Here is a 14,679-nt window from a genome sequence, read left to right as displayed (position 1 = left end):
TTTTACGTCTTCTTCGCATCGGAGGGGGTGGATTCAAAGTATTTTTTGTACGCCCTGGAAAAGGTAGAATAGTTTTTAAAGCCGCAGTCAAAGCATACATTGGTAACGGGCGTCCCGCTGCGAAGCAGATCCCGCGCCAGCAAAAGGCGTTTTTCGGTTATGTAATTACCAAGGGTATAGCCGGTGGCCTGTTTGAACAGGTGCATCAGATGGTAGCGGCTTAAATAAGCGGCGTCGGCGATTTGATCTACGGTCAGATCCTCTGTCAGATGCCCGGCTATGAATTCCATGACTGCGGAGATTCTGCGGTCGCCGGTGCCGGGGGAGATGTATTCCACCCGTCCGGTCAGGGCGGCGCGGTTTAATTTGATCATGAACTCCAGAAATACCACCTGGCAGTACAGCTCTTTCGCGTATCCATCGTGGGCGCAGGCGTATTCTAAATCGGTGATGGTCTTAAAGAGTCCGCTCTTCTCCAGCGAATGAATCCGCAGCACGTTGGAACGCAGCTCCTTCGCCTTATGGAAGCAGTCGCTTAAGTCGTAGGTGTCGGACCGGTAGGAGGTGATGAAGCGGGGGGAGAGGTAGACGATGATCCGTTCATAGGGAACCGACGGATCGATGTCCGGCCTGTGAATATCGTTATGGCTCACAAGTACGATATCGTAAGGCTGCAGCTCATACGCCTGGCCTTCGATCCGGTATGTCACACGGCCTCGGATGAAGATGATAATTTTATCGAAATCGTGGTAGTGGTATTCAAAATCCTGTTTTTTTGTATCGGTCAAATGGAACAGCCGAAAGTCGCTGTTTAGGTATCCTCTTTTTTCATAGCCGGTCATAAGTTCTTGTTTCCTTTCCTTAACGGTTCTATTATACAGCAATAGACACAATATGCAATAAAAACAGCATAATATCGATAGAAATGATAAATAATGCTGGCTATAATAGAGGGAAAGAATGAATGACAAAAGAGGGAATTTATCATGAAGATTATTGTTTTAGCAGGCGGATACAGTCCAGAGCGGGATGTGTCCCTGTCCTCGGGCTCTTTAATTGCCAATGCGCTGATGGAGCGGGGCCATGAAGTCTTTTTCCTGGATCCCTGGCTGGGAATTAAGGCAGGGGAGCGGGTTCATTACAGGACCAGGGAAGAAGGGCTGGGCTTTGCTTACGAAATCGGCGGGGAAGCCCCTGACTTAGAGCTGCTCGGAGCAGAGACCGGTGCGAAAAAATCACTGATTGGCCCTGGCGTTCTGGAGGCATGTCGGGAGGCGGACATGGTGTTTATCGCGCTCCACGGCAGCACAGGAGAGAACGGGCAGATCCAGGCAGTACTGGAGGCGTACGGAATTCCCCATACGGGCAGCGGTTATATGGGAAGCTTACTGGCAATGGATAAGAATATTTCCAAGATTTTGATGCGGGCGGCCGGAGTGGCTACTCCTGACTGGTATCTTGCAGAAAGGGGAAAATGCAGTCAGCCAGAATTCCTGCCCTGTGTCGTAAAGCCTCTGGACTGCGGTTCCAGTGTGGGAGTCACAATCGTAGACAAGGAAGAAGAATGGCATACGGCGCTGGAAGCCGCATTTTCCTATGGCGACCGCGTGCTGGTGGAGAAAAAGATTACGGGACGGGAATTCTCTGTAGGCGTACTGGGCGGAAGAGCCCTGCCCGCTATAGAGATCATACCGGAAAAAGGATTTTACGATTATAAAAACAAGTACCAGCCCGGCATGACCAGAGAGATCTGTCCGGCCGGGATCGATGAAAAGCAGGAGTCAAGGCTGGAAGCCGCCGCTCTGACGGTTCATCGTATCCTGGAACTGGGATACTATTCCAGAGTCGATTTTCTGATGGATGGAGACGGCGCCATCTACTGTCTGGAAGCCAACACTCTTCCGGGTATGACGCCTTTCAGCCTTCTTCCGCAGGAGGCGGAGGCAGCCGGAATCACATATCAGGAATTATGCGAAGCAATTGTTAAAAACGGGAAAGGAGCCGCATTATGAAGATTACGTTAGAGAAATACCATGGACTCGGAAACGATTACCTGATTTTTGATCCGAATAAAAATGAATTAAAGCTCTCAAAGGAGGCGGTACGGCTGATCTGCAACCGCAATTTTGGCGTCGGATCGGACGGCCTTCTCGTTGGCCCGATTCTGGGGGAAGACAAGATGACGGTGAAGATCTTGAACCCGGATGGCAGCGAGGCGGAGTTAAGCGGAAACGGTGTCCGGATATTCGGCAAATACTTAAAAGATGCGGGCTATGTGCAGAAAAATCATTTTTTGGTCAATACCTTAAGCGGGGAACAGCAGATCCACTACCTGAATGAGGAAGGAACGAGAATCAAGGTTTCCATGGGGCATTTAAGCTTCTGGAGCGACGAAATCCCGATGACAGGTCCGAGGCGTGAAGTCTTAAATGAAACGATGATGTTCGGCAGCATTCCGTACCGGGTGACCTGTGTCTCCATCGGCAATCCTCACTGCGTGATCTGGCTGAGCGATATCTCAAAGGATCTGGCCTGCCGCATCGGCCGTCACTCCGAAGCGGCTGAGTGTTTCCCGGAAAAGGTAAACACCGAACTCCTCAGGGTGGTGGACAGGACCAACATCGAAATCGAGATCTATGAGAGAGGCGCGGGCTATACCCTCGCATCCGGAACCAGCGGCTGCGCCGCCGCCGGAGCAGCCTACAAGATGGGCCTCACCGATCCCAAGATGTACGTCCACATGCCGGGCGGAGTGCTTGAAGTGGAAATCGAGGAGGACGGCTCCGTCCTGATGACCGGAGACGTGGGCTACGTCGGTAAATTTACCTTATCTCACGAAATGGTAGAGCAGCTGCGCAGCCTGTGAGTCCTGGAGCGTGTTTGAAAAATGCTTTCTGCCAGCTGTGCGTCACACTTTGTGGGAGATTTGGCCCCGATGAAGGAGGCGTAGTGGGCTACGCTGACTGAATTGGGGCCAAATATGCCGCGAAGTGGGGCGTGCAGATGGCGGGAATGATTTTTCAAACACGCTCTGGTATTGACAGCTTGAAAAGCGGGTGAAACTTGACGCAAGGATGTATCCTGTATACATCTGTATGCGGGCAAATTTCACCCGCTTTTTCGTTCTGTACCGCAATTTTCCCCGCCCAACATCAATTTCGTTTTGTTGACGTACCCCCTCCCATAGCTTATAATAGATAATAATTGCGATAGAATGCCGGCGGTATTGACTGCGGCAGAGAGGCGGAACGTATGGATCAATTGCCAGTGGCTGGAGAAGGTACCGGCATTTATGTTATAGACGAAGATTACAGGATTGTCTACTTCAATGAAACAGCAAAGGCTGTCTGCCCGAATTTAAGAGTAGGGATCACCTGTTATCAGGGAATCTGTAATGGAGATTCTCCATGCAGCGGCTGTCCGGGCATGAAGGAGGACTGCAGCCATATTCTGTTTTACGACGCGGTAAACCGGCAGTGGCTTGAATTGTCGTCGGGACAGGTTGAGTGGCCTGGGTGCGGGCGGTGCTGGCTGATGCTCTTTAAGATTGTGGACAGGCAGAGCAGGAGCCTGTTTTACGATTTGACGGAGACCAGTGTCTATGAAGAGCTGTTCGAGTTAAACCTGGCAGAGAATACCTATAAGATACTCTTCCATCAGAATGGGAAATACGTGATTCCCGCCATGGAGGGAAGCCTGGATACCATGTGTATGGAGGTTGCGGATCATATGATTGATCCGGAGGACCGGGAGCGTTTCCTGGAGTTCTGGAATTTTGATACGCTGTCACAGCGCCTGAGCGGAAAAAACCACACCATAAGAGGGGAATTCCGGAAGCTTCTTGTGTCCGGGGAGTACTGCTGGGTGGCCCAGACCGCCGTGCTGCTGCGGACGGGGGAGCAGGATAAGACGGTTATCATGGTCTTTATCCAGGACATCGATCAGCAGAAGAAGCAGGAGACTGCGGCCCCGGACAGAGGCGGAAGCAGGCTGGAAGAGAAGGATTCCATGACGGGACTGTACCGGTACGGCCTGTTTCTGGAGAGAGCGGAACAGTTTCTCCGGGAAAAGCGCGGCATAAGGTTCAGCATGGTCGCCATCGATATTGAGCATTTCAAGCTGTTTAACGAATGGTTCGGGGAGGAGGCCGGGGACCGGTTCCTGATCAGCATTGCGGAGCAGTTAAAAGAAGTCGAAAAGCAGTGCGATTCCATGGCCGGCTATATGGGCGGCGATGATTTTGCCATCATCATTCCGAGAGACGAGTCGGTTCTTGGGAATCTGGAGCGGGGAATTAAGCATTTTGTGAAGCAGTACGGGGGAAGCGCCGGCTTCCTTCCAGCCTTCGGTGTCTATGAGATAGAGGATTGGAATCTATCCGTCAGCATGATGTATGACAGAGCCTCCATCGCCCTTTCCACGGTCAAGGGGAATTACCTAAACCGTACAGGGCGGTACGACGCGGGAATGAAAAAGAAGATGGAGGACGACCAGGTGCTTCTGTCGGAGGTTCAGAGGGCCCTGGACAACCGGGAGTTTATCTTCTACGCCCAGCCCCAGTGCAATATGCTGACGGGAAAGATTATCGGACTGGAATCGCTGGTCAGATGGAACCATCCCGTAAGGGGCATCGTACAGCCGGGAGAATTTATTCCCCTTCTGGAGAGCAACGGCTTTATTACCAATCTGGACCTTTACGTCTGGGATATGGTGTGCGGAAGGCTTCACGACTGGATCGCTGCGGGGCATAAGCCGATTCCGATCGCGGTCAATGTCTCCAGAATCGATATCTATTCCATGAACGTTACGAATACGTTTGCAGAGCTTACGAGCCGGTATGAGATCGATCCGGCGCTCCTGGCCATCGAGATCACGGAAAGCGCCTACGCCGAGGATTACAATCTCATTCGCCAGGTGGTGATCGATCTGCGGAATGCGGGCTTTACCGTCTTTATGGACGACTTTGGAAGCGGATACTCCTCGCTCAACATGTTAAAGGATGTAAATGTGGATGTCATCAAGATCGACACGAAATTTCTGGATATGAACGAGTACAGCCAGAACCGCGGCATGGGAATCCTGGAGACCATCGTCCGCATGGCGAGGCTGACGCAGCTGCGGGTGATCGCGGAGGGCGTGGAGAAAAAGGAGCAGGTGGATTTCCTGAGAAATGTGGGCTGTATCTACGGGCAGGGCTATTACTACTACCGTCCGATGCCGATCGAACAGTTTGAACCGCTGCTTCTCCATGAAGAGAATGTGGATTACCGTGGCATTCAGGCCCATCAGCTGGAGGAACTCCGCCTGGAGGACCTTGTCAATAAGGATGTGACCAGCGAGGCAATCCTCAATAATATGCTGGGCGGAATGGCCCTTTACGATGTCTGCGGGGAAAAGATCGAGCTGCTTTCTGTGAACGAGGGGTATTACCGGGTGACCGGCTGTAATCCCATCGATCTGGAGGAACGCAGGAAATTTATTATGGCGCAGATACACGAGGATGACCAGGGCAAGGTGCTGGAGCTCTTCGAGGCGGCCTGCAGAAATCCGCTGAAGGGATCGGAAGGCATCATACGGCGCTACAGGCTGAGCGGAGAGCTGATGTGGATCTCCCTGCGCATCTTTTTCTTAAAGGAAAGGGATGACCACAGGCTGTTCTATGGATCGGTCAGCGACGTGACAAAGGTAAAGCGACAGGAAGAGAGGCTGGCTTCCTCCCAGCGGATTCTCGCGGATGTCCTGAATATTAACGGAGATGAAGGCGCATTTGAGCCCCAGATGCTTAAGACGGCCGGAGAATCCATTCAGCTGCAGAACGACGAACTGGAGTTTCTGGATTCCGGCGTTCCGGGCGGTTTTCATTGCTGCCGGTGGACGGAGGACATGGAGCTTCTCTATGTCAGCAGGCGTTTTCTGGAAATTCTCGGGATTACCGGTCGTGAGCTGGAGGAGGAGTATCAGAATCAGATGGCTTCGCTCATCCATCCCGGTGACCGGGACCGGGTGCTGTCCGCTGTTATGGCGGAGGAACAGACCGTATACAGCCTGGAATTTCGTATGCGTACGAAGGCGGGATATGTATGGATCCGCTATCAGGCGAGACGAAAACACTGGAATGGCACCACATTTGTATACGGAGTCATCCTGGATATCGATGAGATCATGGCATTGCGCCAGGAGATAAAAGAGTGCAGAAAACGATTGGAAGAACTGGAGCGGTGCAGGCCTGCACCGATGGATCTGCTGACGGGTCTCCATAACCGGGAGACGGGGATTCCCCTGATGAAGGAGTGGATATCCAGGCGCAGAGGCCAGCCGTCCGCGCTGGCACTGTTCCGGTTTCACGGGTTTCCAGAGGTGAATGAGGCGCTGGGACAGATGAGCGGGGAACGGATCCTGGTGAACAGCGTGGATAAGCTGAAGCGCTTTTTCCGTGAGGAGGATATCGTCTGCCGGATCAGCGGCTATGAGATCCTGGTGCTCTGTAAAAATATCGGGAGCAGGGATATGTGCAGGAAGCTGGAACAGCTGATGGCGGATATGAAGATGGAGCTGTCCCTGGAGTCGGCAAAGATCCGGCCTTCCATCAACGCGGGATATGTGATGGCCGCGGACGGAAGCGCAGACTTTGATGATCTTTACGAAAAGGCGGAGCAGGCGCTTGAAACGGCGTCTTCCCAAGGGAAAGGCATCTGCCTGCGCTGCGGAGAAGACATCGTGGATTAGCCGGAAATGAGACCGTGAGCCGGGGAACTGCCAGGTGTGAAAAGACGCCTGCAGCTGTCCCCGGCTCTTCATTTTTGTTATAGACCTTGAGTTCCTGGTATGGTATACTATGAGCACTTGGTGAGGTAGTTTACGCAATGCAGCACCAGCCATAAATTCAGAAAAAAGTGAGGGAATGAGGATATGATAGCTGAGAAGATGAGGCCCCTTGTTGAGAATAATTCTGCCATTCGGGCCATGTTTGAAGAAGGAAAACGCCTGGCCGCCATCTACGGACCGGAAAATGTCTATGATTTCAGCCTTGGCAATCCCAATGTACCGGCGCCGGAGGCGGTGAACCGGGCGATTACGGATATCGTGGCGGAAGAAGCGTCTACCATGGTCCATGGTTACATGAGCAACGCGGGCTTCGAGGATGTCCGGGATACGGTGGCACAGTCGCTGAACCGGAGATTCGGCACACAGTTTCATCTGGAGAATATTCTGATGACCGTGGGCGCAGCCAGCGGTATGAACGTTATTTTAAAGACGGTTCTGGATCCGGGAGACGAAGTGATCGTATTTGCCCCCTATTTTATGGAGTACGGCGCCTATGTGAGAAATTACGACGGAGTGCTGGTGACGGTGTCCCCGGATACCTCCTCATTTCAGCCGAATATCTCGGAGCTGAAGGAGAAGATTACGAGACGGACGAAGGCGGTCATCATCAATACGCCGAACAATCCCACCGGAGTGGTCTATTCGTCGGAGACGCTGGAACAGATTGCGGCAGTTATGAAGGCGAAGGAAGAGGAGTACAGGACTTCCATCGTGCTGATATCGGACGAGCCCTACCGGGAGCTGGCGTATGACGGGGTGGAGGTGCCTTATGTGACGCCGTTCTACCATAACACCGTTGTCTGCTACTCTTACAGCAAGTCCCTGTCGCTTCCGGGAGAGCGGATCGGGTATCTGGTGATTCCGGATGAGCTGGAGGATTCAAAGGCTGTCATCGCAGCGGCGACCATTGCCAACCGTGTTCTCGGCTGCGTGAACGCTCCTTCGCTGATGCAGCGGGTGATCATGCGCTGTATTGACGAGAAGGTAAACGTGGAGGCCTATGACAGGAACCGGAATCTCCTTTACAACGGCCTCACGGGATTTGGCTTCGAGTGTATCCGTCCGGAAGGCGCATTCTATCTGTTTGTAAAATCTCCGGAAGCGGATGACAGGGCTTTCAGTGAAGTATGCAAGAAGCACCGCCTGCTGGTGGTGCCGGGAACCTCATTTGCCTGTCCCGGATATGTGAGAATTTCCTATTGTGTGTCTTATGAGCAGATTGAGCGGTCTCTGCCGGCCTTTGAAGCGGTTGCCGGAGAGTACGGACTTTCATGACGGGAGGAAGAGCGATGAAACCATGGGAGGCAAATATCAGAAAAGTAGTCCCTTACGTGCCGGGAGACCAGCCGAGGGGCAGCCATTTAGTCAAGTTAAATACGAATGAGAATCCCTATCCGCCGGCGCCGGGCGTAAGCGCAGCGCTTAAGGAGATGGATTACGATCTGTTCAGAAAATATCCGGATCCTGCATCCTCGGTTCTTGTGGACGCACTTTCCGAATATTATAAAGTGGATAGAGATGAAATCTTTGTAGGGGTGGGATCCGACGACGTGATCGCCATGGCGTTCATGACCTTTTTCAACTCCGATAAGCCGGTGCTTTTCCCGGACATCTCCTATTCCTTCTATCCGGTTTGGGCTGAGCTTTTCGGCGTGCCCTATGAGAAACCGGCTCTGGATGAGAATTTCAAGATTGTGAAGGAAGAGTATTACCGTGAGAACGGCGGAATTATTTTCCCTAATCCCAACGCGCCTACCGGGCTTTATATGCCGCTTTCGGAGGTGGAGGACATCGTTTCCCATAACCAGGACTCGGTGGTGATTGTGGACGAGGCCTACATTGATTTTGGCGGAACCAGCGCGCTTAAGCTGACCAGGAAGTATGAAAATCTTCTGGTTGTGCAGACTTTCAGTAAGTCGAGATCCATGGCGGGCATGAGAATCGGCTATGCCATCGGAAATCCGGCCTTAATCCGCGCCTTGAATGACGTGAAATACTCTTACAACTCCTATACCATGAATATGCCGTCCCAGATTCTGGGGGCGAAGGCCGTGGAGGACCGGGCGTATTTCCAGGATACGGTGGAGAAGATTATCCGTACGAGAGAACAGGCGAAGCTAAGGCTTCACGAGCTTGGCTTTACCTTCCCTGAATCCATGGCGAACTTTATCTTTGCTTCCCATGAGACCGCCAGGGCGAAGGACATCTATGAGGCACTCCGGCAGAACAGCATCTTTGTGCGGTACTTTAATCAGCCGCGGATTGACAACTATCTGCGCATTACCATCGGAACCGATGAGGAGATGGATGCCTTGTACCGCTTTTTGAAAGAATATCTTTAGATTTTCTTCATTTGTAATGGTTCCGGCCGGGGAGTATAATGAGGACAGGTGATGATTATGAATAATTGGAAGAAGTACTGCAGGTTAATTCTCAATATTGTCATACCCCTGCTTGTTATCTGGCTGGTCTGTTTTATAGGACCGCGTTTTTTGAAGTTTTTCCTGCCGTTTGTCATCGGCTGGATTATTGCGATGATAGCCAATCCGCTGGTGAAGTTTCTGGAAAAACGGGTGAAGATCGTGAGAAAGCACAGCTCCATGCTGATTGTGGTGGCGGTTCTGGCGCTTATTATCACGCTTCTTTACTTTGTGATTACGAAGCTGGTATCGGAAGCTGTCGGTTTCGTGGGCGACATCCCGAAGTATTATGAATCGGCTTCCGTGGAAGTCCAGAAGATGTTGATTCAAGTGGAACGGCTCCTGCAGTTCCTGCCTCAGAGCGTTTCAGACTCCGTAAACCAGTTCTTCGGACATATCGGGGAGTATTTGAACCTGGCAGTGCAGAAGATCGCAAGCCCTACGGTGACCGTTGCCGGCAACGTGGTTAAGAGTATTCCCGCGGCACTGGTATATACGATTGTCACGATCTTTTCGTCCTACTTATTTATCGTGGACCGCGATAAGATACTGGAATTCTTTAAGAAATACATGCCGGAGGGCGGATCGAAGTATTATAAGTATTTGAAAAAAGATATAAAGCATCTGGTGGGAGGCTATTTTCTCGCACAGTTCAAGATCATGTTTGTAATCGCAGTGGTGCTTGCTGTCGGCCTTCTGGTCCTGAGAGTCGATTACGCTCTTCTGATCGCCGTTATTGTGGCCTTTCTGGACTTCCTTCCGGTGCTGGGAACCGGGACGATCCTGATTCCCTGGGCGGTGATCAGGCTCTTTTCAGGAGATACTGCTTTTGCAGTGGGGATGCTTGCGCTCTACGTGCTCACACAGGTACTGAGGCGTGTCATAGAACCGAAGATTGTGGGCGATACCATGGGGCTGGATCCTCTTGCAACGCTGTTGTTTCTGTATCTGGGCTTTAAGATCAGCGGAGTCGCGGGTATGATCCTGGCGGTGCCCATCGGCATGCTGTTTCTGAATCTGTATGAGTTCGGGGCATTTGATTCCCTGATCTACAGTGTGAAGACGCTGCTTCACGATATCAATGTATTCCGCAGGGAATCGGACTGACGGAAAGCGAGTAACGAATTGGAGGAAGGAATGAGTAAAATCAGGAACGAGAAAAAAGGAATCCGTCTGGCGGCGGGACTGATGGCCGTCATGATGATGGCTGCTGTGCCGTTTACGGCGGCAGCGGCAGAGCCGTGGGACAAGGAAAACGGTCAGTATGTGGACGCGTCGGGGGCGCCCATAGCGGGAGCGCTGGAGAAAGGCATTACCGTGACGAAGTATCAGAACCGGGCGAACGCGGACAAGGGAGGCATCGACTGGGCAAAGGTCGCGGCCGACGGCGTGAATTTCGCCATGATCAGAATCGGATACTACAAGGATATGGATCCCTACTATTCCATGAACATGCAGGGCGCGTCGGAAAACGGGATTAAGACCGGTGTATTTTTCTACACACAGGCACTCGACACCCAGAGTGCCATAGACGAGGCGAATTACGTGCTAAAGATGGTGCGGGACTATCCGGTCTCGTATCCGATCGCGTACGATGTGGAATCGCAGCACCTTCTGGACAACGGTCTGACGAAGCAGCAGATTACCGACAATATTAACGCATTCTGCAAAGTGATATCCGACGCGGGATACCGGCCAGTCGTCTATGCGAACAACGAGTGGCTGACCAATCACATGGATATCAGCCAGATTCCGTACGATATCTGGTATGCGAGGTACGGAACCATCAACAACTGCCAGAACAGAACCATATGGCAGTGCACGGATAAGGGAAAGGTAGATGGAATTACCGGTGACGTGACCATCGAATTCTCCTTTGTGGATTACGGAACACTGATTCCGGCGGAAGGCTGGAAGCATGTGGACGGTAACTGGTATTATACGAAGAATTACGTGAAACAGACCGGCTGGGTCTCAGTAGACGGTAAGTGGTACTACTTAGATTCCAATGGCGCCATGATTCACGACACGACTATGACCATCGACGGGGCATCTTATACCTTTGGCCCTGACGGAGCGATGGCAGAATAAGCGAAAGAAAATTGGGATACAGGATGGATAACAGAAGGTGAAGGCAGAGAATAATTTAGATTCAGATGATATGAGAGGACTGGTATGGAGGCTTGCGTTTCCCTCCATGCTGGCCCAGTTTGTGAGTGTGTTTTACAGTATTGTGGATAGAATGTATATCGGTAATATCGCCGGAACAGGCGAAATCGCATTGGCAGGAGTAGGAATCTGCGGCCCGATTGTGACCCTCATTTCTTCTGTTGCTTTTTTAGTGGGTGTCGGCGGTTCCCCCCTCATGAGTATACGGCTGGGGGAGAAGAATGAGCGGGCGGCCAGACAGATTCTGGCAAACTGTTTTCTGCTTCTGACCGTGCTGTCAGCGGCGATTACAGTGATCGCCCTGCTGATGAAGAACCACTTGCTCATGTGGTTCGGAGCCAGCGAGGCCACGTTTCCTTATGCAAACGAATACATAACGTTTTATCTGCTGGGGACGGTATTTGCGCTCCTGGCGACGGGGATGAACCAGTTTATCATCTGCCAGGGCTACGCCAAGGTGGGGATGAAGTCGGTCTTAATCGGCGCGGTGTGCAATATTATACTGGACCCCGTGTTTATCTTTGTGTTTCACATGGGAGTGCGCGGCGCGGCCGTGGCTACGGTGCTGTCTCAGATGGCTTCCTGCGCCTACGTGCTTAAGTTCCTTTTCAGCGAGCGGGCGCCGGTGCGGATCACCTTCGGGGAATACGACTGGCAGATCATGAAGAGAGTCCTTTTAATCGGCTTAAGTCCGTTCCTGATCATCGCGTTTGACAACATTCTGATCATCGCATTGAATACTGTGATTCAGAAGTACGGCGGCGCGGAGCAGGGAGACATGCTGCTGACCTGCATGACGATCGTTCAGAGCTTTATGCTGATGGTCACCATGCCGCTTGGCGGGATTACCAGCGGGACCCAGACGATCCTGGGCTATAATTACGGCGCGAGAAGGCCGGAACGAATCAAGAAGGCAGAGGTCCATATCGCGATGCTGGGGCTTGTGTTTACCACGGTCATGTTCCTGATCGCCCACACCATTCCCCAGTTTTTCGTCCGGATCTTCACACAGAATGAGACGTATGTGGAATTGACTGTCTGGGCCATTAAAATCTATACGTTAGGCATAATTCCTCTGGCTGCGCAATATACTGTAGTGGACGGGTTTACCGGTATGGGGATCGCACGGGTGGCGATTACACTGTCCATGTTCCGGAAGATAATCTTCCTCGGCGGCGCGTTTCTGATTCCTGCAACCATGGGAATCAAATACATATTTTATACGGAACCTATTTCCGATTTTGTCAGCGCAGCCGTATCGGTGACAATCTATTTCCTGGTCATCGATAAGATCATCAACCGGAGACCGGTATTGGGAAGGCAGAAAGCCTGGTAAAACGTTGCGCAGGAATTTAAGCAGCGCTGTACCAACAGCACGTCCGGACAGGAGGAACAAAGCAGTGATGCGAAAATGGATTGCCGCAGCCGCTGTGCTTTTGTTTGGCACATTGGGTACGGGACAGGCCTGGGCAGGGACATGGCAGTATCAGGCCGCAGAACAGCCAGGCCCCGGTACGAAGGAGAGTGGCTGGCAGTACCAGGAGGATGACGGAACATTTGCCCCGGAAGGCTGGATTACGGATCAGGGCAGATGGTATTACATAGGAGCCGATGGATTTATGAAAACCGGCTGGATAGAGCTTCAGGGGATCTGGTATTATCTGGAGGATTCCGGAGCGATGGTCTGTGGGACAACCCGTGTGATCGACGGGACGGAGTATACCTTTGACGATAACGGCGCCATGGTGGAAGGACCCGGCGTCACACCGGCGGCGGGGAGCTGGAACGGAATGACGTTTACCAGCCCCCGGCTGGGCTATCAGGTGACGGTTCCGGAAGGCTTCGTGCCGCTGGAATCCTATATGGATTTATACGTGGATGATACCATGACCCTGGATCTGTCGGTGGCGGCACCGGATATGACGGTGTCCATGGTGGTGGTGACGTATGACCAGATGGACGAGGAGTTTAAGGGAATGGATGCCGGACAGCTGGCCGCGGTGATGGGGCAGGGACTCGGCGGATACGACGAGTACATGCAGATCGGAGCGGTGGAGATGGTCACCCTTGGCGGCCGGGAATACGCGAAGCTGCCGGTAATCTATACGGGACTTCTCAACCAGGATCTGTATTTCCGGTGGTCGGGAGAGTCCATTATGATGATCGAGATCGTCTACGATCCATACCGGAAAGATATGGCGGACGGAATTATCGGATCGATCCGATGAGACTGGGGCGCGGATCTGCGTCGGCAGTGAGACAAACGGGCGGAGGCAGCACGGATTTCAGGTGCAGCCTCCGCCCGTTTTGGGTATATGTGAAAGAAAAATAATTATAATTGACATATGTCAAAAATTGCCTTATAATAAATGACATATGTCAATAACATCTGCGCAAGGGAGGAAACGATATGGCACGGCCCGTTAAGGCGAGACGGATATGCGGAATACCGGGAAGAATGCGGTTTGGACCGCTGGAAGCAGGGACAGGCCCGGGGACGGACCAGATCGAAGCAGAGACAGGCCCGGAGTCGGACCAGATTATTTCCCTGACGCTGGAAGAGTATGAGACGATCCGCCTCATCGACTATCTGGGCTGTACTCAGGAGGAATGCGCAGACCAGATGGGTGTGGCCAGGACGACGGTTCAGGCCGTATACCAGTCCGCGAGGATGAAGATAGCGGCCATGCTGGTGGAGGGAAGCGCTCTTTCCATCTGCGGAGGGAACTATGAGGTATGTCCCAGGGCGGGCGGATGCTGTAAAAAGGACTGCAGAAAGCGACGCTGCTCCGGACGCAGGTGTGACGGACAAGAATATCATAATGGAGGATGGAATCATGAAAATTGCGGTAACGTATGAGAATGGCGGTGTGTTTCAGCATTTTGGACACAGCGAGCAGTTTAAGATTTATCAGGTAGAAGAGGGAACCGTTGTATCTTCAGAGGTCGTGGGAACTGATGGAAACGGTCACGGCGCGCTGGCTGGATTCTTAAAAGGGTTGGGAGTGAAGACTCTGATCTGCGGAGGTATCGGCGGAGGCGCGAGAAATGCGCTGAGCGAGGCCGGAATCGAACTGTATCCGGGTGTGAGCGGAGATGCGGACCAGGCTGTGGAGGCGCTCTTAAAGGGAACGCTCTCCTACAATCCTGATACCATGTGCAGCCACCACCATGAAGGCGAAGCGCATGACTGCAATCATGGCGGCGGAAGCTGTCATCACTAGAGTGTGTCAGAAAGCAATTTTCAAACACGCTCTAAAGCTCT

General features: G+C 52.3%; 12 protein-coding genes and 2 pseudogenes. 12 read left to right on the top strand and 2 right to left on the bottom strand.

The genetic code is table 11. From position 1 onward, the window contains the following. Positions 1 to 2 precede the first annotated feature (2 nt). Entirely contained in the window at positions 3 to 842 is an 840-nt protein-coding gene (locus H8S80_RS28675; protein ID WP_117633109.1) for a helix-turn-helix domain-containing protein, read from the bottom strand. Positions 843 to 986: 144 nt separating this feature from the next. Between H8S80_RS28675 and H8S80_RS28670 the strand changes: the two genes are divergently transcribed. Beyond that, positions 987 to 2,012, top strand: coding sequence for a D-alanine--D-alanine ligase family protein (locus H8S80_RS28670; protein ID WP_117633108.1), 1,026 nt, complete (start codon positions 987 to 989; stop codon positions 2,010 to 2,012). After that, the gene (dapF, locus tag H8S80_RS28665) at positions 2,009 to 2,866 is read left to right on the top strand and encodes a diaminopimelate epimerase (RefSeq protein ID WP_117633107.1); all 858 of its coding nucleotides are present in this window, start codon (positions 2,009 to 2,011) and stop codon (positions 2,864 to 2,866) included. Before H8S80_RS28670 ends, dapF begins: the two co-directional genes overlap by 4 nt. Here dapF and H8S80_RS34920 read toward each other — a convergent pair. Then, positions 2,833 to 2,964 (bottom strand): annotated as a pseudogene (locus H8S80_RS34920) (DUF6783 domain-containing protein); the annotation flags it as partial. The gene dapF and the pseudogene H8S80_RS34920 overlap by 34 nt on opposite strands. Between H8S80_RS34920 and H8S80_RS34915 the strand changes: the two are divergent. From H8S80_RS34915 to H8S80_RS28620, 10 genes and pseudogenes are all read left to right on the top strand, one after another. Next, positions 2,902 to 3,060: pseudogene (locus tag H8S80_RS34915) on the top strand (DUF6783 domain-containing protein). The pseudogenes H8S80_RS34920 and H8S80_RS34915 overlap by 63 nt on opposite strands. Before the next feature lie 192 nt (positions 3,061 to 3,252). Continuing rightward, a complete protein-coding gene (locus tag H8S80_RS28660) occupies positions 3,253 to 6,726 on the top strand; it encodes an EAL domain-containing protein (protein ID WP_117633106.1) in 3,474 nt (1,157 codons plus the stop codon). 183 nt (positions 6,727 to 6,909) lie between these two features. Next, entirely contained in the window at positions 6,910 to 8,100 is a 1,191-nt protein-coding gene (locus tag H8S80_RS28655) for a pyridoxal phosphate-dependent aminotransferase (protein WP_117633105.1), read from the top strand. A gap of 14 nt (positions 8,101 to 8,114) precedes the next feature. Then, positions 8,115 to 9,167 (top strand): histidinol-phosphate transaminase, encoded by a 1,053-nt coding sequence (gene hisC, locus H8S80_RS28650; protein ID WP_038258402.1) that lies wholly within the window; start codon positions 8,115 to 8,117, stop codon positions 9,165 to 9,167. A gap of 51 nt (positions 9,168 to 9,218) precedes the next feature. Further along, on the top strand, positions 9,219 to 10,352 hold the full coding sequence (gene ytvI / locus H8S80_RS28645) for a sporulation integral membrane protein YtvI (protein ID WP_181988027.1): 1,134 nt from the start codon (positions 9,219 to 9,221) through the stop codon (positions 10,350 to 10,352). 30 nt (positions 10,353 to 10,382) lie between these two features. Continuing rightward, positions 10,383 to 11,336: a glycoside hydrolase family 25 protein gene (locus H8S80_RS28640; RefSeq protein WP_029466609.1), complete on the top strand. Its 954-nt coding sequence runs from the start codon at positions 10,383 to 10,385 to the stop codon at positions 11,334 to 11,336. 37 nt (positions 11,337 to 11,373) lie between these two features. Next, the gene (locus H8S80_RS28635) at positions 11,374 to 12,750 is read left to right on the top strand and encodes an MATE family efflux transporter (protein WP_029466608.1); all 1,377 of its coding nucleotides are present in this window, start codon (positions 11,374 to 11,376) and stop codon (positions 12,748 to 12,750) included. 67 nt (positions 12,751 to 12,817) lie between these two features. After that, a complete protein-coding gene (locus H8S80_RS34040; RefSeq protein WP_207660925.1) occupies positions 12,818 to 13,642 on the top strand; it encodes a hypothetical protein in 825 nt (274 codons plus the stop codon). A gap of 182 nt (positions 13,643 to 13,824) precedes the next feature. Beyond that, positions 13,825 to 14,274: a DUF134 domain-containing protein gene (locus H8S80_RS28625; protein ID WP_117633104.1), complete on the top strand. Its 450-nt coding sequence runs from the start codon at positions 13,825 to 13,827 to the stop codon at positions 14,272 to 14,274. Further along, positions 14,252 to 14,638, top strand: a complete 387-nt coding sequence (locus H8S80_RS28620) for a NifB/NifX family molybdenum-iron cluster-binding protein (RefSeq protein WP_117633103.1) — start codon at positions 14,252 to 14,254, stop codon at positions 14,636 to 14,638. Before H8S80_RS28625 ends, H8S80_RS28620 begins: the two co-directional genes overlap by 23 nt. Positions 14,639 to 14,679 lie beyond the last annotated feature (41 nt).

This window comes from Hungatella sp. L36, assembly GCF_014288035.1.
Note: the sequence above shows the minus strand (reverse complement) of the source record. Positions and strands in the feature narration are given on the sequence as shown.